Here is a 19,968-nt window from a genome sequence, read left to right as displayed (position 1 = left end):
CTTATGAATACATAAGAGGTTCGACCTTCCGGGCGACGGCACCTCATCGCTTCACTTACTGCAACGAACCGCGGGTCGCCCGTCCCCCGGCCGGCAAGGAAGCTAGGAGAATCCATGGTCAACTCGGCCGCAAACCAGGAGCAGTCCCTCGTGCCACCGCCCCGAGTGGTCGGCGAAGACGAGGACGCCCGACTGGAAGAGTTCGGATACACGCAGAAGCTCGATCGCTCCGTCGGCAAGATCGCCTCATTCGCCATCGGGTTCTCAACGATCAGCGCGACGACGGCCGTATTCACGGGCTTCGCCGCCGGCTACCTCAACGCGGGATCGCCGTTCATCTGGACGCTGTTCCTCGCGATCCCCGTCTTCCTGCTGTGGACGCTCATTGCGGCCGACGTCGCCGCGAAGATCCCGCTCGCCGGCTACGCGTACCAGTGGACGAGCCGCCTCAACGGCTCCACGTTCGGATGGTTCACGGGCTACGCCGCGCTCATCGGCTGGGTCAGCGGCATGACCAGCCTCGGCTTCATCTTCGCCGGCTACCTCGGCAGCGTCTTCGACTGGAACCTCACGCAGGCCCAGCAGATCTTCATCGCCATCGGCGTCGTCGCTGTCTGCGTCCTGATCAACGCCTACCGCGTACGCCTGGCGACGTTCATCAACAACATCGGCGTCGGGCTGGAGATCGTCGTCACTGTGGGGGTCACCCTCGCGATCGCGATCGTCATGCTGGTCGTGCCTGACAACGCGCAGCCCTTCTCATCCCTCTTCATGGGCTCCAGCCCCGACGAGGCGACGCCCTACATCTTCGCCTGGCTCGCGGCATCGCTCGGGCCGTTCTTCGGCCTCGTGGGCGTCGAGGCCGTCGCGGACGTCGCTGAGGAGACCAAGAACGCGCGCCGTGTCATCCCCCGCACGATGTTCTATGCCTTCGCGGCATCCTGCATCATCGAGTTCCTCATGTACCTCGTGTACGTGCTCGCGATCAAGGACCCGGCCGCCCTCGAGGGATCTGCGGCGCCCATCGAGGAGATCATCTCCCAGCAGCTGGGTCCCGTGTTCGCACGGATCGTGATCGCGGTGGCGCTGACCAACATCCTCGTGTGCCTGCTCTCAAACGTCCTCGTCGGCACGCGCCTGCTGTACTCGTTGTCGCGCGACAACATGATGCCGGCCTCCCGCGCGCTGCGGCACGTGGCTCCCAAGCGCAAGACGCCGTCGACGGCCGTCATCACGCTCGGCGTCGTGTCAGTGCTGCTGCTGCTCTCTGCCCTCGTCAGCGTCCAGGCATTCAACTACTTCCTCGGGATCGCCACACTGGCCTTCTTCACGACCTACCTGCTGCAGACCATCGGCCTGCTGACTGCGGCGGTGAAGGGCCGGATCCCCGCCGCCGAGCCAGGCACGTTCGACCTCGGCCGAGCGCGTATCCCCGTGCTCGTCGTGAGCCTCGTGGTGTTCGCGGCGGTCGAGTTCGCACTCCTTTTCCTCCCCGCATTCGCAGGCAACGGCTACGTCTTCGGCGGGATCGTCGCTCTCGCGGCCCTTTGGTGGCTGTTCGTGCTGCGGAAGCGGCTGGCGACAGGACACGCAGGGCCTCGCTACGCGCGAGAGCATCCTGACGAAGAAGCCGTCTGAGTACGGATGTGGATGCCGCCCCCTCTGGGAGGCGGCATCCACTGCGCTCAGACGACTACTGCGCTGAATCAATGCTCGACGTCGTCGAACGCCCGCTGGCCCGTGTGCACCGAGGAGTTCCGGCGAAGTCACCCTCCGGGGCCCGGAGAAATCACCCGCCGAGGAGTACCGGCGAAGTCGCCGCGGGCCTTGTTCCACCCCAGTGCGCCGTCTACCCTCGACGCGTGACCTCGGAGGCTAATTTTTATCTCGCGCGTCGACTCGCCGCCGCCTTTTACGTATAGGTGGCCTACGGGGGCGCGGTTCCGGAGCTCGGCCGATTGGAACAGCTCCCAACGGAAATCCACGACGGGGCGGCACCGCGCGTTCGCGAACAGTTGGCGCGGTGGTTGAACGAGCTGCTCAGGTCGCGCGATGTGCGCGCTTTGACTGAACTTCCCGACGACATCAACCGAGTTCGAGCTGAATTGTCACCCGCGCCGCCATCCGCCGATGTGCTGCGTGACGCCTTTGAATGGAGCCGAGAACATCTCGACCCGAACGCGGAATGGCGAAACCCGCTCGACCTTCGGCGCCTCACGCCGCTTTTTGACGATCACCTCAAGGCGAGCGAGGAATTTCTCGTTATCCCGCTCGCCGAGCGCGTCGGCGTTCGAACGAGCACCAACCGTTTTGTCGTGGCCGAGTCGCTCGTCGCCGACATCCATGCATGGCGGCGATGGGTAACTGGCCGTCACCAGCTACCCATCGTCGACATGACCGCGGAACTCTAAACCGTTCCTGTGTAGACCAGGGGCGGAATGGTGCACGTTGCTCCCCAGAACACGGTGACGCCTCCCGACAGGACCGCGGTGACCCACCCCGGCCCCATCCACTTGGAAGTCGATTCCTTGTAGTAACTTGTCGCGAACATCCCGCTATTGTGCGGGAAGCCTCCCCTGTCACTCGACCCAGCCCAGCTCACCGAGAGAGTTCGAGATATCACCGTCCCCCAGCACGAACTGAAGCCGTAATATATCCAGCCGTAGATCAGGGCACCTGTCGAGCGCACGAACCGGTCCGGCGAACGCCCAAGAACGACCCGGGAGCGGGACATGAGCCGAGCTCGGAGGGCTCAGGAACCTGACGAATCGCCCTTCTCACGTCGAAAAGACGAAGACCCCTGCGAATTGCAGGGGATCTTCGTCTTTCGACTTCTTCGAGCTATCCGTTCTGCCGACAGCTGCTCTGTCGGGATGACAGGATTTGAACCTGCGACCCCTTGACCCCCAGTCAAGTGCGCTACCAAGCTGCGCCACATCCCGATGCCCCCGCTCGCGCGCGGACAACTCCCCCATCCTACCCGCTTCGCGGAGGCCTCGCGAACCGAGGCGCGCCCGGGCGTGGCATCCGTCGTCCTTGCCGCTGTCGGTGGGGCCCACTAGCGTCGCGGCATGCCGAACATCACCATCGCACCGGCCACTGCCGAACGCTTCGACGACGCTGAGCACGCTCTCACGGGCGGCGGCGACGGAGCCAGCTGTCAGTGCCAGTGGTGGATGATCACGAACGCGGAGTGGCAGAAGACCACGAGAGAGCAGCGGGAACGGATGCTGCGCGCCGAGGTCGACGCCGGCCCACCGCCCGCGCTCATCGCCTATGTCGACGGCGAGGCGGCAGGCTGGGTGCGCGTCGGTCCGCGCCCACCGCAGGTGCGGCTGCGTCGCACCCGCAGCTTCAGCGAACATTCGGAGGAGCCGTGGGACGACGAATCCGTGTGGACGGTCAGCTGCTTCGTGGTGCGCAAGGAGCACCGCGGCAAGGGACTCAACGCGCGCCTGCTGGAGGCGGCGGTCGACTACGCCCGTGAGAGCGGCGCCCGCGTCATCGAGGCGTATCCGCTCGACCCGAACGCGGGCAAGAAGATCCCGGTCAACGACCTCTACCACGGGGTGCTGTCGACGTTCCAAGACGCCGGCTTCCGCGAGGTGGCGCGGCCCAAGCCGTACCTGGCGATCGTGTCGCTCGACCTCACCGGCTGACGGCGCCCGCGCCCGCCGCGAGCCACGCGAGCGGCGTGGGACGATTGTCGGGACCCGTCCGTCGAGGAGGATCATGCGTCGGTTATGGATCGGCTTCGTGCCGTACATCGCAGTGACGATCGTGCATGTCACGGCTCTCGCCGTGGGCTCCGACGCCGTCGCCGCGCCGACCAAGCTCGCCCTGATGCCCCTTCTCGCACTCGCGGTCGTGTGGGGCGCTCGCGGCTCAGGCTGGTCGGGCGCGTACACGCTGCTCCTCGTCGCCTTGGGGCTGTCGTGGCTCGGCGACGGCGCCGCGACGTTCGTGCCGTGGCTGCCCACCGTGCCCATGATGCTGCTCTTCTTCGGTCTCGCGCACCTCTGCTACATCGCCCTCTTCGGGAGGGTCCTCGCGGTGCGCCGGGTCCCGCTCTGGGCTGCCGTGTACGCCGTGTGGTGGGTCGTGCTCCTCGCTGTCCTCTGGCCTCATCTCGGCGGACTCGCCATCGCTGTCGCCGCCTACGGCCTGGTGCTCGGCGGCACGGCGGTGGCGGCATCCCGGTGCCATCCGCTCATCGTGTGGGGCAGCGTGTTCTTCCTCACCTCTGACTCCGTACTGGCGTTCCGCCTGTTCCTCCCCGACGCGATGCCCGACTGGACCAGCCCGCTGGTCATGGTGACCTATTGCCTGGGCCAGGGTCTCATCGCCGCCGGCGTGCTGCTCAGCGTCCGTGCGCGGCGCGCGGCACAGGTACCGGCGGTCGCGCGATGACAGATGCCTCGGCGGCGGGAAAGGCCGTGCGGGTGGACGCCTGGCTCTGGGCTGTTCGCGTCTACAAGACGCGCTCGGCGGCGACGACGGCCTGCAGGGCCGGGCACGTGCGCGTGAACGGCGACCGCGCCAAGGCTGCGCAGCCGGTGCGCCCCGGCGACGAGCTGCGGGTGCGCATCAACGGGTTCGACCGCATCCTCGTCGTGAAGCAGCCGATCTCCAAGCGCGTCGGCGCCGTCCCGGCCGCCGAGGCGGTCGACGACCGCACCCCGCCGCGGGACCCGACCCCGGTGATCGCTCAGCGCGATCGCGGCGCCGGGCGGCCCACCAAGCGCGAGCGCCGCGAGATCGACCGCCTGCGCGCACGCGAGGAGTCCTGAGGCGGAGGCTCTCCTAACGCCCGGCCAGCGCCGCAGCGAGTCGCGACACCTCCTCGTCACCCGGGTTGTAGACGTCCGCGTTCTGGCGAGACATCCGCGCTGCCGCGCCGAGGATCGTGGTCAGGGTCGTGTGATCGCGCGACTGGTCCCGCAACGCGGAGACCAGATGCGCTGCGATCGAGGAGTCGCTCGTGTCCGCCATCGTCAGGCAGTCGGCCGCCTGCAGGGCGATGGTCTCGGCTTCGGACCAACTCGCGCGTGCGAGGGCGCACCAGGCGAGATTCAGCGCACAGAAGCCCTCCAGACGTCGCTGACCGTAGCGTTCCGCAACCGACATCCCCTCCGTGAACTCGGCGACCGCCGCTTCCACCTCTCCGCGATAGAGGTGGGCCAGGCCGCGCACATTCTGCAGGTAGCCGATGTTGTCATCCGACGTCGTGCTGGCGTACTCGGCGATGCCCTCGGTCGCCGCCGCAATGGCTCCCGCGTAGTCGCCATCGCCCAGACAGGCGAGCGACCGCAGGTCGAAGACTCGTGCCCGCGACTCCGCGTCAGCGTCCTCGCCGGCCAACGCTTCCAGCGTGTCTGCGACCGATCGTGCTCGATCCCACTCGCCGAGGTAGCAGAGGCTCAGGCCCAGTTCCAGAAGCGCCAGGACCAAGGTGCTCCGCTCGACTGCGTCATCATGCTCGTCCAGAAGCTGCTGAAGCACCTCGCTCGACTCCCTTGTTCTGCCGCGGTGGCGGAGAACGGCCCCCAGCGACTGGCGCATCTCGGCTCTGAGCGCGGCACCTTCGCCATCCGTCGGCCGCCCGATCGCGCTGCGCGCGATCTCTTCGGCGTTCTTCAGCGATCCGTTGAAGAATTCGACCGCGAACCGGCACTTATCCAGGTACAGCAGGCCGAGGGGGTCGGTGATCTCCTTCTCTACGCGGGTGATCGCCGTGAGCAGCTGTCGCCCTTCCCCCTTGCGCGAGATCTGGACGGCCGCCTCGGCGAGCGGGGCGAGAGCCGCTGTTCGCTCATGGGGGTCACGTGCGGCCCGCCAACGGTGCTCGAACTCTCGCACGTTGGGTCCCACGTCGCTCGCTGAACGCCACGACGCCGGCGGAGTCCGTTGGGCTCTGTACCAGTCGGCGAGCTGCCCGTCGAGCTGCTTCTGCAGGGACCTCTCATCCTCCAGGAGGGTCTGCCGCACGAAGTCGGCGTCGAGCGGGTGGAGACGAACGATGCCCGGTGCAGGTGAGGGTTTCGGCTCGTACGCGATCGTCCGCGCGTCGATCAGGCGCCCGAGGGTCGCAACGGCGAGTTCCGGATCGACCATGCCTGCGAGCAGCTCCGGCACCGCGGACTCGGGCAACGGCACCCGAGCCATGGCCAGCAGCCCCACGATGTGATGCGACGGGTCGTCGAGGTTCTCATAGTTGCGGGAGACGAGCCGCTCGAGGATCGCCTCCGGAGCTTCGGTCACCGCGAGCAGCTTGCCGATGAACGACCGGTCGTTGCTGGCGTTGCTGGCCACCAGTTCCAGCCCGTGCGGCACGCCCTCCACGAGACCTACGATCTGTGCCAGCCGGTCGTCGCTCTCGACGCCGATCGAACCGTTCGGGTCAGGGAATGACCGAAGAAGCGCAACCCCGTCGGCCGAGGTCAGACCATCCCGCAGCTCGCGCATCTCGACGCTCGCGAGGAGGTCGGGGGGAAGACTCAGGCGTTCGCGGGATGTCGTGACGATGCGCGGCGAACTCGGCGCCAGCACCGCCGACCTGAGCGTCTCCACGAGCCGCTCGTCGGTGAGCTGGAGGGTCTGAGCGTCCTGCACGTCGTCCAGGTGGTCGAGCACCACGACGACGCGTCGACGCCGCAGGGTATTCCACAGCGACGAGAACGCTTGCACATCCAGGTTGGTCCACTTCAGCGAGAGTTCGTGCGCGTCATCGTCCGACGCGAGTTCGGCGACTCTTTCGAACACGAGCGCCGCTGTGAGGGGAATGGCACCCGTCCGGGTCGACAGGTACACGAGCCCGTCCAGGTCTTCCATCGGACTGCGCGCCGGATCGGCGCGTTCGAACTCCGTGAGCACCTTCGCGACGACGGCGCTCTTGCCGATGCCCGGTCGGCCGTAGATGCACGTGATCGGCTGACCGGCGATGAGCATGCCCCGCAGCCACTCCCGCAGCTCGTCGCGGTCCCGCCATTTGATCACGGCGGCCGAAACGCGGTCCCCGACCACTCTGACCTCGTCGGCATCCGCGTCGTTCCCGCCGGCCTGGGGAGCCAGGTGCTCGACGGCCAAGCCGTCCAGTGCGGCGCCCACCTCCGGATGAGCGAGCGCACGAACGATCCTCACGCCCGACAGGCTCCGTTCCCACCCGCGAGGGTCTGCCGTCACGACGCCGATCAGACACTCCCCTGCGAAGATGCCGGCGCCCGAGAGACCCGACCACCCGGAGCCCTTCGCTGCCGGCGCCGAGGCCTCTCTCGATGAGATGGTGAGGCCGAGCCGCTTGTCGAACGACTCCGTGATCGGGTCGGTCTCACCGCGCGCCTGCTCGGCCTCGCGGCCCCGGTCGGTGATCCCGGCATTGGGGAACCCCACGGCGGACCACGCCACGGCATCGCTCCCCACCATCACCCCCAATCGAGCCGGCGGCAGCCCGGACCCGACGCCCGGGACCGCGATGACGGCGACGTCGGACTCGGGGTCGACGGCAGCGACCACCCCCTCCTCCCAGTGGATCGCATCGTCGCGTTCAGCCGCCTGCAGCGAGGCCCAGGTCGCTACGGAGCAGCGGTCGCCTACTCGCACCGTCTCCACAGCCGTCTCGGGCACGGCGGGATCGGCCGCGATGAGAACATGCGCGGCAGTCAGCACCTGCCCTTCCCGCAGGACGTAGCCCGACCCGAAGCGGTACGGCGGCCCCTCACGCGTCGGAGGGGGGCGCCGGGTGCGCACGACGCGGGACTCATCCATCGCCGGCCGCTTCTATCTGTTGCCGAGAGCTCCGATGAGCGCCTTCTCGCCCGTCGCGCGATCGACCGGCTGCAGCGTGACTTTCAGTCGGTTTGTCGAGGTGCGGCTGACATCGCCCCGCGCCGAGACGTCGACGACCCACACCTTGAACGAAGCGCCGCCTCCCCCTTCGGCCGAGAAGGCGACCTCGAACTCCATCTCGACCGGACCCGCTTCGAAGGCGACGTCCGAGCCGGCGCCACGACGGATCGCGTCCTCCAGCTCGGCGCGCACGTTCTCGATCGCATCCGACAGGGGCACTGCCAGCCCATCCGCATCCATCTCCCGCTCCCTTCCCCATCGGAGTGAGAGGACGACCCGATGCCCAGACGCTACCGCTGTTCGGCGATCGTCGGAATAGCCCCGGCGAACGACCCTTCCGCGGTCAGGCCTCGAGCAGGTCGAGCAGCCAGCGCGTGCCGCGCACGCCCGCGCCGGCGTCGGTCACGCGCTCGGCGAGGCCTCGGTCGCTCGTGACGACGGTCACCTGGCGGCCTTCGCCCACGAGGCGCTCGGCGGCCTCGGCGATCGCGTCGTCACCGGATGCCTCGGCCCGCACGATCTCGATGCCCGGAGCCTCGTCCGCCGATCGCGCCCGACCCTCGACGACGCCCGTCCACTCCGGGTACCAGGTGTGCTCGGGCAGTTCGAGCTGTTCCGCCGGCACGCCGGTCCCGGCGAGGCGGGCGATGCGCGCCAGCAGCCGTGTCGCCGCGCCGGCGCGGTCGCGCCACCATCCGTCGGGCACGGATCCTACGACGTTGGCGACATCGACGACGACCGCCGGCCGCACGGCGAGCAGCCCACGCAGCCGCTCCCACGATGCCGCGAAACCCGGGTGGAGCGGATACCCGGATACGGCGTCGACCGGCACCCACGCGAGTTCCCGGCTCTCGGGGTCGCTGATGGTGGGCTCGAACGGTGAGACCACGTCGCCGACGACGGTGGTGTAACTCCAGTAGCCGAGATCCAGCACGCTCAGCACGCGCGGCTGCACCGCAGCATCCGGAACCCCCGCTTCCTCGGCAGCCTCCCGCAACGCGCCGTCGCCCGCCGACTCGCCCTCATGCCGCGCGCCGCCCGGCAGCGCCCACGTGTCTCCGAAATGGCTCCACGACACCCGATGCTGCAGCAGCACCCCCCGCTCGGCGTCGACCGCAAGCAGGCCCGCGGCACCGAACCGGCCCCAGTACTTCTCCCCCGTCGGCGCGACGACCCACGCGTCGCCGGGATCGCGCGGTCCGTGAGGACGGCGGGGCTCACCGGGGGCGGGAGGCTCGATCGTCACCCTCCCACCCTGTCACACCGACCTCGTGCAGAGGCTCGCGCCGTGCGACAGTGCAACGGGGCGTCACGATACGGACAGCGCACCGGGGCGACGAGGCCCTATCGTCGAGGCGTGGCGATCGATCGGACGCGGACGTGAGGGTCGACGGAGGCGTGGTCAACGCCGACCACGAGCGCCGCGTCGCCCACGAGTACGAGAGGTATCGCACCCGCGGGGTCATCGCCGTCGTCGCCGGTCTCGTGGTGATCGCTGCGGTGGTCGCGGTCCTGTTCGCCGTGTTCGCCCCCCGGCTCACCACACTGACCGGTCTCACACTCGATCTGCGGACGGGCATCGCGCTCGTCGTGGCCGGACTGCTGTGCGGGGGCGCGACCATGCTGCTCCTGTGGCGCGCGTCCGAGGCCCGCTGGAGGCGGGTGCGCACCAACCCCGACCTGGTGCGCTCCCCCGACGCGCTGTTCGACACGTATGGTCCGCCCGGCGAACCCATCGACGACCGCACGCTGTGGCACGCCCTCACCGAGGAGCAGCGCATCGGCGAGCTGCGCACCGCCCAGCTCGAGCTGCTCGCCGCGGCCGGCGGCACCAGCTCCCCGCGCCAGCAGGCGACGCTCGACACCCTGGCGGCCGAGATCGAGATCGCCGAGCGGGAGCAGCACGCCCGGCTCCGCCACTGAGTCGCGGACGACGGATGCCTCGGGGCGGGGCATCCGTCATCTCCGTCGTCAGCGCTGGCGGCGCTCCCGCACGCGCATGTTGATGACGATCGGCGTGCCCTCGAAGCCGTAGAGCTCGCGGAGGCGGCGCTGGATGAAGCGGCGGTAACCCGGGTCGAGGAATCCCGTCGTGAACAGGACGAAGGTCGGCGGGCGCGTCGACGCCTGGGTGCCGAACAGGATGCGCGGCTGCTTGCCGCCGCGCAGCGGGTGCGGGTGCTCGGCGATGAGCTCGGTGAGGAAGGCGTTGAACTTACCGGTCGGGATGCGCTGATCCCACGATTCCAGGGCGGTCTCGAGCGCCGGCACGAGCTTGTCGAGGTGACGCCCGGTGCGGGCCGAGATGTTGACGCGGGGGGCCCAGGCGACGTGCGCGAGGTCCTGCTCGATCTCGCGCTCGAGATAACGGCGCCGGTCCTGACCGTCCATGTCGTCGTCGTTCAGGCGGTCCCACTTGTTGAACGCCAGCACGAGTGCTCGGCCCGATTCGAGCACGAGGTCGATGATGCGCACGTCCTGCTCACTGAGGGGCTGCGTGACGTCGAGGACGACCACGGCGACCTCTGCCTTCTCGAGCGCTGCCGACGTGCGCAGCGACGCGTAGAAGTCGGCGCCCTGCTGCAGGTGCACGCGGCGACGGATGCCGGCCGTGTCGACGAAGCGCCACAGCTTTCCGCCGACCTCGACGATCTCGTCGACGGGGTCGCGGGTCGTGCCCGCGAGTTCGTTCACGACGACGCGCTCCTCGCCTGCCGCCTTGTTGAGCAGTGAGGACTTGCCGACGTTCGGGCGGCCGAGGATCGCGACGCGCCGCGGGCCGCCGATCTCGTGCTTGGCGACCGCCGAGACGTCGGGCAGCACCTTCATGATCTCGTCGAGCAGGTCGGCGACGCCCCGGCCGTGGATCGCCGACACCGGGTAGGGCTCGCCGAGGCCGAGGTTCCACAGGGCCGCGGCCTCGGGCTCCTGGCGGGCGTCGTCGATCTTGTTGGCGACGAGGAAGACGGGCTTGCCTGCCTTGCGCAGCAGTCGCACGACGTGCTCGTCGGTCGATGTGGCGCCGACCATCGCATCGACGACGAACAGCACGACGTCCGAGAGGTCGATCGCGACCTCGGCCTGAAGGGCGACCGACCGGTCGATGCCTCGGGCGTCGGGTTCCCAGCCGCCGGTGTCGACCAGCGTGAACCGGCGATCCATCCACTCGGCCTTGTACGTCACGCGGTCGCGCGTGACGCCGGGGGTGTCCTCGACGACGGCTTCACGGCGACCGAGGATGCGGTTGACCAGCGCGGACTTGCCGACGTTCGGGCGACCCACGATCGCCACGACGGGCAGCGCGGGGAGGAACTCGATCCCGTCCTCACCGCGCACGAACCCCTCGAGGAGTTCAGCGTCCTCCTCGTCGAGGTCGTAGTCCTCGAGGCCGACGCGCAGAGCCGCGGCGCGCTGCTCGGCGAGGTCGTCGTCGAGCGCGGCGAGGTTCTCTGCCAGATGGTCTTCGCCGGTGTCCTCGAACTCGTCGAAGTCGGCGTGGTTGTCAGCGGCCATCTCGGCCTCCTGTCTGAAGCGGGTCGACCGCCGGCGCGCCGGCCGAACGGGACTGCGCGGCGTGGATGACGCCGAGCACGGCGTCGACGGTCTGATCGAAGTCGAGGTGGGTCGAGTCGACGACCTCCACGCCGGGTGCGGCGGTGAGGAAGTCGACCACGGCGGAGTCGGAGGCGTCGCGCCGGTGGAGCGCCGCCGCGACCGCCGCGGCGTCCTGCGTGGTGAGTTCGGCGCTGCGGCGGGCGGCACGCACCTCGGGCGCGGCCGTGAGCAGGATGCGCACAGGCGCGTCGGGGGCGACGACGGTCGTGATGTCGCGGCCCTCGACGACGACGCCCGGTCGCCCCGAGTTCGCCACGAGCGACCGGAACAGCGCGTTGACCGACTCGCGCACGGCCGGCACCCGCGCGACGCCGCTGACCGCATCCGAGACACGGGGCTCGCGGATCGCGTCCGTCACGTCGGTCTCCGAGACCCGAACCCAGTACGCGTCGGGATCGAGCGAGATCGCGTAGTCGAAATCGCCCGACGCGTCGAGGACGGATGCCGCGTCCGACGTGTCGACGCCGCGTTCGAGGGCGTGCCACGCCAGCGCCCGGTAGGCGGCGCCGGTGTCGAGGTAGCCGTAGCCGAGTCGGCGTGCGGCCTGCTTCGACACGCTCGACTTGCCGCTCCCGGCAGGGCCGTCGATCGCCACGACGACCGGGACGGGGCCGGGCTTCGTGAGGGCGGCGCCGCCCGCCGCTGCGGCCGCTGAGCCGGTCGAAGGGGTGGAAGGATCAGTCATTGGTGGTGCTCGCAATCTTCCAGCCGCGCGACTGGAGGCCGTCGATCGCCCGGCGCACAGCGCTCGGAACGACGCTGATCTCGGCGAGGCCGAATTGGGCGCCCGGCGAGTGCTCGAGGCGCAGGTCCTCCACGTTCACGTCGAGGTCGCCGAGCTCGCCGAAAAGACGGCCGAGCTGACCGGGCGTGTCGTCGACCATGACGACGACCTGCTCGAACCGGCGGTTCTGCCCGTGCTTGCCCGGCAGACGCTCGACCCCGTCGTTGCCGCGCCGGATGGTGTCGGCGACGGCCCGGCGCGACCCGGGGGCGTCGGGAGCTCGCAACGCGTCGGCGACGGTCGTGAGATCGGCGGCGAGCAGGTCGAGCACGTCGACGACGGGTGCGGCGTTGGCGCCGAGGATCTGCACCCACAGCTCGGGGGCGGATGCCGCGATCCGCGTCGTGTCGCGCACGCCCTGGCCGGCCAGCCGCAGGGAGCCGTCCGGCGCGTCGACGAAGCGACCGGCGAGGAGGCTCGCGACCAGCTGGGGAACGTGGGAGACGAGGGCGACGCCGCGGTCGTGATCTTCGGGAGTCATCTCGATCGGGGTCGCGCCCAGCTCGAGCGCCAGAGCCTCCACGATCGCGAGGTCGGCAGACGGCGTGTCTCCGTCACGGCAGACCACCCAGGGCCGTCCGACGAAGATGTCAGCGCGCGCCGAGATGGCTCCCCCGCGCTCGCGTCCGGCGAGGGGGTGCGAGCCGATGTAGTGCGTGAGGTCGATGCCACGCTCGCGCAGCGCGCGCAGCGGTTCGAGCTTGACGCTCGCGACATCGGTCACGACGGCGTGCGGGAACCGCGCGAGCTCGCGCTGGATCACGTCGGCCGTCACATCCGGCGGCACGGCGACGACGACGAGCGAGGGCTCATCGTCGTCGGCGGCGTGGCGGCCGGCCCCGTAGTCGACCGCGAGTCGCAGCTGCGAGGGCGACGTGTCGTCGAGCACGACGTCGACGCCGCGCGCGGTGAGCGCGTGACCGATGCTCGCTCCGAGCAGCCCGGCGCCCACGATCCGCACCGTGCCCCGGATGCGGGGGGCGAGCGCCGGCTCATCGGCGCGGTCGCGCGATGCGGGCGGCCTCGTGTCGGTCACTTGCGTCTCCTTCGCCTGCACGGCGGAAATCTCAGTCTGCGGGCGGATCGCCGTCGCGGGTGTCGGGTGCGCCCTCCTCCGGCGTGGAGGAGGTCGCCTGGCGCGAGAGAGTCAGCAGAGCGCCCCGCTCCACTTTAGTCAGTTCCCGCGCACCGCCCGCTGGCAGCGTTCCCAGGTGGAGCGGGCCGAACTGGCGCCGGACGAGTTCTACGACGGGATGCCCCACCTCGGCCATCATGCGGCGCACGATGCGGTTGCGTCCGGAGTGGAGGGTCAGCTCCACGAGCGAGCCCCCGCCCTCGGCGGACGACGAGAGCAGCCTCGCCTTGTCGGCGGCGATGGGCCCGTCCTCCAGCTCGACGCCCCGTGTCAGTCGCTGGATGGTCTGCGGAGTCACGCGCCCTTCGACCTTGGCGATGTAGACCTTGGTGACGCCGAAGGACGGATGCGCGAGCACGTGCGCGAGCTCGCCGTCGTTGGTGAGCACGAGGAGGCCGCTGGTGTCGGCATCCAATCTCCCCACGTTGTAGAGTCGCTCGGGCCATTCCCTCGTGAAGCGGCGCAGGTCGGGACGACCCCGGTCGTCCTTCATCGAGCTGACGACGCCGGTCGGCTTGTTGAGCATGACGTAGCGCTTCGACTGGTCGAGCTGCACCGCCGTGCCGTCCACGTCGACCAGGTCGCTCTCGGGATCGATGCGCGAACCGAGTTCGGTCACGACCTTGCCGTTCACGCGCACGCGGCCCTCGACGATGAGATTCTCGGCGACGCGGCGCGATGCGACGCCGGCGTTCGCGAGCACCTTCTGCAGGCGCACGCCCTCCGCTTCCGGTCCGCCGGTCATCGGCGCACCCCTTCCTGTTCTTCGTTCCTGTTCTTCGTCATCGGGCGACCTCCTCGAAACCGTCGGCGCCGTCGTCCAGGAGCGGTGAGATGTGCGGCAGCTCGTCCAGCGAGTTGATACCGAGGTGCACCAGGAGCGCATCGGTCGTGCCGTAGTTGATGGCACCGGTCTCGGCATCCGCGAACAGCTCGGTGATGAGGCCGCGAGCCAGCAGGGTGCGCACGACGGAGTCCACGTTCACCGCACGGATCGAAGCGACCTGACCGCGGGTGATCGGCTGCTTGTAGGCGATCACGGCGAGCGTCTCGAGCGCCGCCTGCGACAGCCTGGACGGTGCCTGGCCGCCGACGAACTCGCTCACGAGGTCGTCGAGCTCCTCGCGGACATAGAGCCGCCAGCCGCCGCCGATCTCACGCAGCTCGAAGCCGCGCACCGGACCGCCCGTCTTGCCGTCGTAATCCTCGACGAGCGACTCGATCGCCTGGCGAACAGCCGGCACCGGGGCACCGACGGCCGCCGCAAGGCTCACGAGGCTCTGCGGCTCCTCGACGATCAGGAGGATCGCCTCCAGCCGCCGCGCCACGTCGGTCGCCGCCAGCACCGGAGGGCCGTCCCCCGTCGCCGGGCTCCCGTCCCCGGTCGCGGAGCGTGTCGAAGCGTCATCGGTCATAGTCGGCTCCCAAGGTGGCGAGGTTCTCGTCGCTCCAGCGCTGCGCGCTCCAGCGAAGGGTCAGCTCTCCCAGCGGCTCGAGCTGTTCGAACGACAGGGCGGCATGGCGGTACAGCTCCAGCACGGAGAGGAAGCGTGCGACCACCACGCCCGGCTGCGCCACACCCGCGATCAGTTCGCGGAACGTCAGGGAACCGGCATCCCGCAGCAGCGTCACCACGATCGCCGCCTGCTCGCGGATGCTCACCAGCGGTGCGTGCAGGTGGTCGAAGCCGATGCGCGGAATCTCCTTGGGAGTCATGGCCAGCAGGGCCAGCGCCGCGAAGTCGTCGGCACTCAGCGACCAGACGAGCTCGGGCACCGCGTTGCGGAACTTCTCGTCGAGACGCACCGAGCGCGTGTGCCGCACGCTCTCGCGGCGCAGGCACCGCTCGAACCACGCCGAGACCTCCTTGAAGGCCCGGTACTGCAGAAGCCGGGCGAACAGCAGATCGCGCGCCTCGAGGAGCGCGACCGACTCCGCATCGACGAGCTCGCCCTGCGGCAGGAGACCGGCGACCTTCATGTCGAGCAGCGTGGCGGCGACGACCAGGAACTCGGATGCTTCGTCCAGCTCCTCGTCGGGACCGAGCTCTCGCAGGTAGGCGATGAAGTCGTTGGTGACCAGCGACAGCGAGACCTCGGTGATGTCGAGCTCGTGCTTGGAGATGAGCGTCAGCAGGAGGTCGAACGGCCCGTCGAAGTTCGACAGGGCGACCCTGAACCCCTCCCCGCTCGCCGGGCCTCCCCCCGGGGTCGCTGAGCCTGTCGGAGCGTCAGGCGACAGCGCCACGGGCGACCAGCTCCCGCGCCAGTCGCAGGTAGGCCTGCGCGGCGGCGTGCTCCGGCGCGAACTCGGTGATCGGCATCCCCGAGACCGAGGCGTCCGGGAACTTCACGGTGCGGCCGATCACGGTCTCGAGCACGTCGTCGCCGAACGCGTCGACGACCCGCTCCAGCACCTCGCGCGAGTGCAGGGTGCGTGCGTCGTACATCGTGGCGAGCACGCCGTCGAGCGTGATGGTCGGGTTGAGGCGGTCGCGCACCTTGTCGATCGTCTCGATGAGCATGGCGACCCCCCGCAGGGCGAAGAACTCGCACTCGAGCGGGATCACGACGCCGTGGCTCGCGGTGAGGGCGTTCACCGTGAGGAGGCCCAGCGAAGGCTGGCAGTCGATGAGAATGACGTCGTACTCGGGCGCGAGCTTGCGCAGCGCCCGTGACAGCGTCTGTTCGCGCGCCACCTCGTTGACGAGGTGCACCTCGGCGGCCGAGAGGTCGATGTTCGCCGGGATGACGTCGAGTCCCGGGACGCGCGTGTGCACGATGACCTCGTGCGGATCGCGCTTGCCGTCGAGGAGGAGGTCGTAGATGGTCGGGATGTCGTGGGTCTGGATGCCGAGACCGGCCGACAGCGCACCCTGCGGGTCGAAGTCGACGGCGAGCACCTTGCGGCCGTAGCCGGCGAGAGCCGCGGCCAGGTTGATGGTGGTGGTCGTCTTTCCGACGCCGCCCTTCTGGTTGCACAGGGCGATGATGCGAGCGGGACCGTGGCCCGCGAGCTTCGGCGGCGTCGGGAAGCCCTGGTAGGGACGCCCGGTGGGCCCGATGGGGACCTCGGACTCCGAGGCCTTCCCCGATCTGGTCTTCGCCGTGCTGTCAGCCACCGTGCTCCCGTTTCGCTCGTGCTCGCTCGATCCTAGTGGCCCGTAGGGGAATCGTTCAGCGGAAGCGCCGGGAGGGCCGGCACCCGGTTCAGCGGGCGCGGGGGTGCGAGGTGGCGTAGACGTCGCGCAGCGCGTCGACCGAGACGTACGTGTAGATCTGGGTAGTCGCGACGGACGCGTGACCGAGCAGCTCCTGCACGACGCGCACGTCGGCCCCGCCCTGCAGGAGGTGGGTGGCGAACGAGTGCCGCAGGGTGTGCGGCGAGACGTGCGCGGTGAGGTGGGCGCGCTCGGCGGCGGATTGGATGATCAGCCAGGCGCTCTGCCGCGAGAGCGGCGCCCCGCGGGCCCCCAGGAAGAGCTTCGGCGTCGAGCGGCCCCGCCGGGAGAGCTCGGGGCGTGCGCGCGTCAGGTACGCATCCACCGCCGCGCGTGCATACGAGCCGACCGGCACGATCCGTTCCTTCGAGCCCTTGCCGCGCACGCGCAGCACGTCGCCGTGCGCGGCGTCGTCGACGTCGAGCTGCACGATCTCCGACACGCGCGCACCGGTCGCGTACAGCAGCTCCAGCAGCGCGCGGTCGCGCATCCCCACCAGGTCACCGGGCGCCGCTCCCGCGCCGCGGGAACCGCCCGGCACGTCGGTCGCCATCGACGGCGCCGGGCCCGAGGCGTCCAGCAGCTGCTCCACCTGGTCGATCGTCAGGGCCTTGGGCAGCCGTCTCGGCTGCTTCGGCGGGCGCAGGTTCGACGACGGGTCGGCCGGCTCGATGCCCTCGCGGGCGAGGAACCGGTGCAGGCCGCGCACCGATGACTGCAGTCGCGCCAGCGACGACGCGGCGATCGGCGGCCGAGCCGCGGCGCGGTCGGCGATGAAGCTCGCGAGCGTCGTGGCGGTGACCGCGGAGGTGTCGTGGATCCCCTGCTCACCCAGCCATTCGGCGTAGCCGGCCAGGTCGCGCCGGTACGCGGCGACGGTGTTCTCCGACAGGCCGCGCTCGATCGCGACGTGGCGCAGGTAGGAGTCCACCGCCCGAGCGATCTGCATCTGTCGAGCGTCTCACGTCGGGCGGGCCGTGTCCGCACCCCGGGCGCGGCGCGTCAGCCCGCGGGCGTGGCCTCCGTGGAGCGCAGCCGCTCGGCGGCCGCGAACACACCAGTGGTCAGGATGCCGTTGCGCAAGCGACCGGCGAAGATCCCGTCGATCGCGTCGTCGAGCGAGACCCACTCCAGGCGGATGTCGGCCTCTTCGTCCTCCCGGGCATGCACCTCGCCCGCGGCTGACAGCCCGCGTGCCAGGAACAGGTGGACGATCTCGTCGTTGCCGCCGGGCGTGGTGAAGATGCTGACGAGCGGCTCCCACGACGAGGCGACGAGGTCGGCCTCCTCGGCGAGCTCGCGCCGCGCCGTCTCCAGCGGCGACTCCCCCGGCTTGTCGAGAAGTCCCGCGGGGATCTCCCAGTCACGGTGCCGGATGGGATGCCGATACTGCTGGATGAGCAGCACCCGGCCCTCGTCGTCGACCGCGACGACGGCTGCCGCACCGGGGTGATCGACGTACTGGCGCACGATCCGGCCGTCGCCGTACGCGACGGTGTCGCTGCGCACGTCCCACACCCGACCCTCGTACACGACCTCGCTGTCGACGACCGGCGCATCGACCGGCTCATCGGCGAGGGGCGCGACCTGCGCGGGAGCGGACTGCCCACGCCCGGCGGGCACGCCGGCCGCCGGCATCCGTTCCTCCGTCATGTCAGGCGACCGTCAGCTCGTCGGATTCCACCTCGAACAGCTCGCTCGAACGGTGACGCTCGAGCGCGGCTCCGACGAGTCCGCGGAACAGCGGGTTCGCGTCTGTCGGGCGCGAGCGCAGCTCGGGGTGCGCCTGCGTCGCGATGTAGTACGGGTGCACGTCGCGCGGCAGCTCGACGTACTCGACCAGGTTCAGGTCGGGGTTGATGCCCGAGAAGACGAGGCCGGCTTCCGCGATCCGGTCTCGGTAGCGGTTGTTCACCTCGTAGCGGTGGCGGTGGCGCTCCGACGCACGGTTCGAGCCGTAGACCTCGGCGGCGATGGAACCCTCCGCGAGGTCGGCCGGGTAGATGCCGAGGCGCATGGTGCCGCCCAGGTCGCCGTGCTCGAGGATGTCGATCTGCTCCTCCATCGTGGCGATGACCGGATGCTGCGTGTCGGGGTCGAACTCGCTCGACGAGGCATCCTCGATGCCGGCGACGTGGCGCGCGTACTCGATGACGATGCATTGCAGCCCGAGGCAGATGCCGAGCGTCGGGATGCCCTGCTCGCGCGCGAACTTCAGGGCCCCGATCTTGCCCTCGATGCCGCGGATGCCGAAACCGCCCGGGATCACGATGCCGTCGAGCGCGCCGAGCGCCTTCGCGGCCCCCTCAGGGGTCTCGCACTCGTCCGACGGGATCCAGCGGATGTTGACGTGCGTCTCCTGCGCGAAGCCGCCGGCCTTGAGCGCCTCCGTCACCGAGAGGTAGGCGTCGGGCAGGTCGATGTACTTGCCGACGAGGCCGATGGTGACCTCGTGCTTCGGGTTGTGCACCGCGTTCAGCACACGCTGCCAGCGCGACCAGTCGACGTCGTCCGCCTTCGACAGCCCGAGCGTCTGCACGATGTACGCGTCGAGCCCCTGCTCGTTGAGCATCGTGGGGATGTCGTAGATGCTCGGCACGTCGACGGCGTTGACGACCGCGTCCTCGTCGACGTCGCACATGAGCGCGATCTTGCGCTTGTTCGACTCGGTGACGGGGCGGTCGCTGCGCAGCACGAGCGCGTCGGGCTGGATGCCGATCGAGCGGAGCGTCGCGACGGAGTGCTGGGTCGGCTTGGTCTTCTGCTCGCCCGAGGCGCCCATGAACGGCACGAGCGACACGTGGACGAAGAACACGTTGCCACGGCCGAGCTCGTGGCGGATCTGCCGTGCCGACTCGATGAACGGCTGCGACTCGATGTCGCCGACGGTTCCGCCGATCTCCGTGATGATGACGTCGGGCTTGGGCGTCTGGTCGGCCTGCAGGCGCATGCGGCGCTTGATCTCGTCGGTGATGTGCGGGATCACCTGAACGGTGTCGCCCAGGTACTCGCCGCGCCGCTCCCTGGCGATGACCTGCGAGTAGATCTGGCCCGTGGTGACGTTCGCGGCCTGGCTCAGCTCGATGTCGAGGAAGCGCTCGTAGTGGCCGATGTCGAGGTCGGTCTCGGCGCCGTCGTCGGTGACGAACACCTCGCCGTGCTGGAACGGGTTCATCGTTCCCGGGTCGACGTTGAGGTAGGGGTCGAGCTTCTGCATCACGACGTGCAGGCCACGTGCGGTGAGCAGGTTTCCGAGGCTGGCCGCGGTGAGTCCCTTGCCCAACGAGGAAACGACACCACCGGTCACGAAGATGTGCTTGGTGGTGTCGTTCGAAGAGCCGCCGCGGGAAGAATCAGAAGTCTGCATCA

The 19,968-nt window shown here is 69.6% G+C and carries 19 protein-coding genes and 1 tRNA gene; 6 read left to right on the top strand and 14 right to left on the bottom strand.

From position 1 onward, the window contains the following. Positions 1 to 114 precede the first annotated feature (114 nt). Together ACN9MP_RS06825 and ACN9MP_RS06820 are read left to right on the top strand one after the other, a co-directional pair. Positions 115 to 1,638: an APC family permease gene (locus ACN9MP_RS06825; protein WP_426324893.1), complete on the top strand. Its 1,524-nt coding sequence runs from the start codon at positions 115 to 117 to the stop codon at positions 1,636 to 1,638. Positions 1,639 to 2,027: 389 nt separating this feature from the next. Next, on the top strand, positions 2,028 to 2,411 hold the full coding sequence (locus ACN9MP_RS06820; protein WP_426324891.1) for a hypothetical protein: 384 nt from the start codon (positions 2,028 to 2,030) through the stop codon (positions 2,409 to 2,411). A 457-nt stretch (positions 2,412 to 2,868) separates the two neighbouring features. Here ACN9MP_RS06820 and ACN9MP_RS06815 read toward each other — a convergent pair. Continuing rightward, a tRNA-Pro gene (locus ACN9MP_RS06815) sits at positions 2,869 to 2,942 on the bottom strand. A 129-nt stretch (positions 2,943 to 3,071) separates the two neighbouring features. Here ACN9MP_RS06815 and ACN9MP_RS06810 point away from each other — a divergent pair. The 3 genes from ACN9MP_RS06810 (at position 3,072) to ACN9MP_RS06800 (ending at position 4,790) form a co-directional block, all read left to right on the top strand. After that, the gene (locus tag ACN9MP_RS06810; RefSeq protein ID WP_426324890.1) at positions 3,072 to 3,659 is read left to right on the top strand and encodes a GNAT family N-acetyltransferase; all 588 of its coding nucleotides are present in this window, start codon (positions 3,072 to 3,074) and stop codon (positions 3,657 to 3,659) included. Between the two features lie 73 nt (positions 3,660 to 3,732). Next, a complete protein-coding gene (locus ACN9MP_RS06805) occupies positions 3,733 to 4,410 on the top strand; it encodes a lysoplasmalogenase family protein (RefSeq protein WP_426324888.1) in 678 nt (225 codons plus the stop codon). Then, positions 4,407 to 4,790 (top strand): RNA-binding S4 domain-containing protein, encoded by a 384-nt coding sequence (locus ACN9MP_RS06800; protein ID WP_426324886.1) that lies wholly within the window; start codon positions 4,407 to 4,409, stop codon positions 4,788 to 4,790. The genes ACN9MP_RS06805 and ACN9MP_RS06800 overlap by 4 nt, the downstream gene beginning before the upstream one ends. Positions 4,791 to 4,803: 13 nt before the next feature. Here ACN9MP_RS06800 and ACN9MP_RS06795 read toward each other — a convergent pair whose 3' ends face one another. The 3 genes from ACN9MP_RS06795 to ACN9MP_RS06785 all read right to left on the bottom strand — a co-directional run bounded on the left by ACN9MP_RS06795 (position 4,804) and on the right by ACN9MP_RS06785 (position 9,091). Then, positions 4,804 to 7,764, bottom strand: coding sequence for an AAA family ATPase (locus ACN9MP_RS06795; RefSeq protein ID WP_426324884.1), 2,961 nt, complete (start codon positions 7,762 to 7,764; stop codon positions 4,804 to 4,806). 12 nt (positions 7,765 to 7,776) lie between these two features. Further along, a complete protein-coding gene (locus ACN9MP_RS06790) occupies positions 7,777 to 8,085 on the bottom strand; it encodes a trypco2 family protein (RefSeq protein ID WP_426324882.1) in 309 nt (102 codons plus the stop codon). 103 nt (positions 8,086 to 8,188) lie between these two features. Next, positions 8,189 to 9,091: an NUDIX domain-containing protein gene (locus tag ACN9MP_RS06785; protein WP_426324880.1), complete on the bottom strand. Its 903-nt coding sequence runs from the start codon at positions 9,089 to 9,091 to the stop codon at positions 8,189 to 8,191. Between the two features lie 134 nt (positions 9,092 to 9,225). On the opposite strand from ACN9MP_RS06785, the gene ACN9MP_RS06780 reads away from it, so the two are divergent. After that, a complete protein-coding gene (locus tag ACN9MP_RS06780; protein ID WP_426324878.1) occupies positions 9,226 to 9,768 on the top strand; it encodes a hypothetical protein in 543 nt (180 codons plus the stop codon). A 48-nt stretch (positions 9,769 to 9,816) separates the two neighbouring features. Here ACN9MP_RS06780 and der read toward each other — a convergent pair whose 3' ends face one another. The 10 genes from der to ACN9MP_RS06730 form a co-directional block, all read right to left on the bottom strand. Further along, entirely contained in the window at positions 9,817 to 11,358 is a 1,542-nt protein-coding gene (gene der, locus ACN9MP_RS06775; protein WP_426324876.1) for a ribosome biogenesis GTPase Der, read from the bottom strand. After that, positions 11,348 to 12,145 carry a (d)CMP kinase gene (gene cmk, locus ACN9MP_RS06770; protein ID WP_426324874.1) on the bottom strand — a complete coding sequence of 266 codons (798 nt, stop codon included), beginning with the start codon at positions 12,143 to 12,145 and terminating at the stop codon, positions 11,348 to 11,350. Before cmk ends, der begins: the two co-directional genes overlap by 11 nt. Then, positions 12,138 to 13,280: a prephenate dehydrogenase gene (locus ACN9MP_RS06765; RefSeq protein WP_426324872.1), complete on the bottom strand. Its 1,143-nt coding sequence runs from the start codon at positions 13,278 to 13,280 to the stop codon at positions 12,138 to 12,140. Before ACN9MP_RS06765 ends, cmk begins: the two co-directional genes overlap by 8 nt. 31 nt (positions 13,281 to 13,311) lie before the next feature. Next, complete coding sequence (locus ACN9MP_RS06760) at positions 13,312 to 14,124, bottom strand: pseudouridine synthase (RefSeq protein WP_426324870.1); 813 nt, start codon at positions 14,122 to 14,124, stop codon at positions 13,312 to 13,314. A 37-nt stretch (positions 14,125 to 14,161) separates the two neighbouring features. After that, complete coding sequence (gene scpB, locus ACN9MP_RS06755) at positions 14,162 to 14,794, bottom strand: SMC-Scp complex subunit ScpB (protein WP_426324868.1); 633 nt, start codon at positions 14,792 to 14,794, stop codon at positions 14,162 to 14,164. Further along, the gene (locus ACN9MP_RS06750) at positions 14,784 to 15,620 is read right to left on the bottom strand and encodes a segregation and condensation protein A (protein WP_426325941.1); all 837 of its coding nucleotides are present in this window, start codon (positions 15,618 to 15,620) and stop codon (positions 14,784 to 14,786) included. The genes scpB and ACN9MP_RS06750 overlap by 11 nt, the downstream gene beginning before the upstream one ends. Next, positions 15,610 to 16,500, bottom strand: coding sequence for a ParA family protein (locus ACN9MP_RS06745; RefSeq protein WP_426324866.1), 891 nt, complete (start codon positions 16,498 to 16,500; stop codon positions 15,610 to 15,612). The genes ACN9MP_RS06750 and ACN9MP_RS06745 overlap by 11 nt, the downstream gene beginning before the upstream one ends. 88 nt (positions 16,501 to 16,588) lie before the next feature. Beyond that, positions 16,589 to 17,548, bottom strand: a complete 960-nt coding sequence (gene xerD, locus ACN9MP_RS06740) for a site-specific tyrosine recombinase XerD (protein WP_426324864.1) — start codon at positions 17,546 to 17,548, stop codon at positions 16,589 to 16,591. A 53-nt stretch (positions 17,549 to 17,601) separates the two neighbouring features. Further along, positions 17,602 to 18,252: an NUDIX domain-containing protein gene (locus tag ACN9MP_RS06735; protein ID WP_426324862.1), complete on the bottom strand. Its 651-nt coding sequence runs from the start codon at positions 18,250 to 18,252 to the stop codon at positions 17,602 to 17,604. A 1-nt stretch (position 18,253) separates the two neighbouring features. Continuing rightward, positions 18,254 to 19,966, bottom strand: coding sequence for a CTP synthase (locus tag ACN9MP_RS06730; RefSeq protein WP_426324860.1), 1,713 nt, complete (start codon positions 19,964 to 19,966; stop codon positions 18,254 to 18,256). Positions 19,967 to 19,968 lie beyond the last annotated feature (2 nt).

It is taken from the genome of Microbacterium sp. E-13 (genome assembly GCF_049912955.1).
GTDB lineage: Bacteria > Actinomycetota > Actinomycetes > Actinomycetales > Microbacteriaceae > Microbacterium.
The sequence above is the reverse complement of the archived record's forward strand: the minus strand, read 5'-3'. Positions and strand labels throughout refer to the sequence as shown.

Bases quoted from the DNA above. Each gene is read 5' to 3' on its own strand.
- ACN9MP_RS06825 (WP_426324893.1), top strand. From the start codon at position 115: ATGGTCAACTCGGCCGCAAACCAGGAGCAGTCCCTCGTGCCACCGCCC.
- ACN9MP_RS06800 (WP_426324886.1), top strand. From the start codon at position 4,407: ATGACAGATGCCTCGGCGGCGGGAAAGGCCGTGCGGGTGGACGCCTGG.
- ACN9MP_RS06795 (WP_426324884.1), bottom strand. From the start codon at position 7,764: ATGGATGAGTCCCGCGTCGTGCGCACCCGGCGCCCCCCTCCGACGCGT.
- der (WP_426324876.1), bottom strand. From the start codon at position 11,358: ATGGCCGCTGACAACCACGCCGACTTCGACGAGTTCGAGGACACCGGC.
- ACN9MP_RS06730 (WP_426324860.1), bottom strand. From the start codon at position 19,966: ATGCAGACTTCTGATTCTTCCCGCGGCGGCTCTTCGAACGACACCACC.
- ACN9MP_RS06810 (WP_426324890.1), top strand. From the start codon at position 3,072: ATGCCGAACATCACCATCGCACCGGCCACTGCCGAACGCTTCGACGAC.
- ACN9MP_RS06790 (WP_426324882.1), bottom strand. From the start codon at position 8,085: ATGGATGCGGATGGGCTGGCAGTGCCCCTGTCGGATGCGATCGAGAAC.
- cmk (WP_426324874.1), bottom strand. From the start codon at position 12,145: ATGACTGATCCTTCCACCCCTTCGACCGGCTCAGCGGCCGCAGCGGCG.
- xerD (WP_426324864.1), bottom strand. From the start codon at position 17,548: ATGCAGATCGCTCGGGCGGTGGACTCCTACCTGCGCCACGTCGCGATC.
- ACN9MP_RS06805 (WP_426324888.1), top strand. From the start codon at position 3,733: ATGCGTCGGTTATGGATCGGCTTCGTGCCGTACATCGCAGTGACGATC.
- ACN9MP_RS06735 (WP_426324862.1), bottom strand. From the start codon at position 18,252: ATGACGGAGGAACGGATGCCGGCGGCCGGCGTGCCCGCCGGGCGTGGG.
- ACN9MP_RS06760 (WP_426324870.1), bottom strand. From the start codon at position 14,124: ATGACCGGCGGACCGGAAGCGGAGGGCGTGCGCCTGCAGAAGGTGCTC.
- scpB (WP_426324868.1), bottom strand. From the start codon at position 14,794: ATGACCGATGACGCTTCGACACGCTCCGCGACCGGGGACGGGAGCCCG.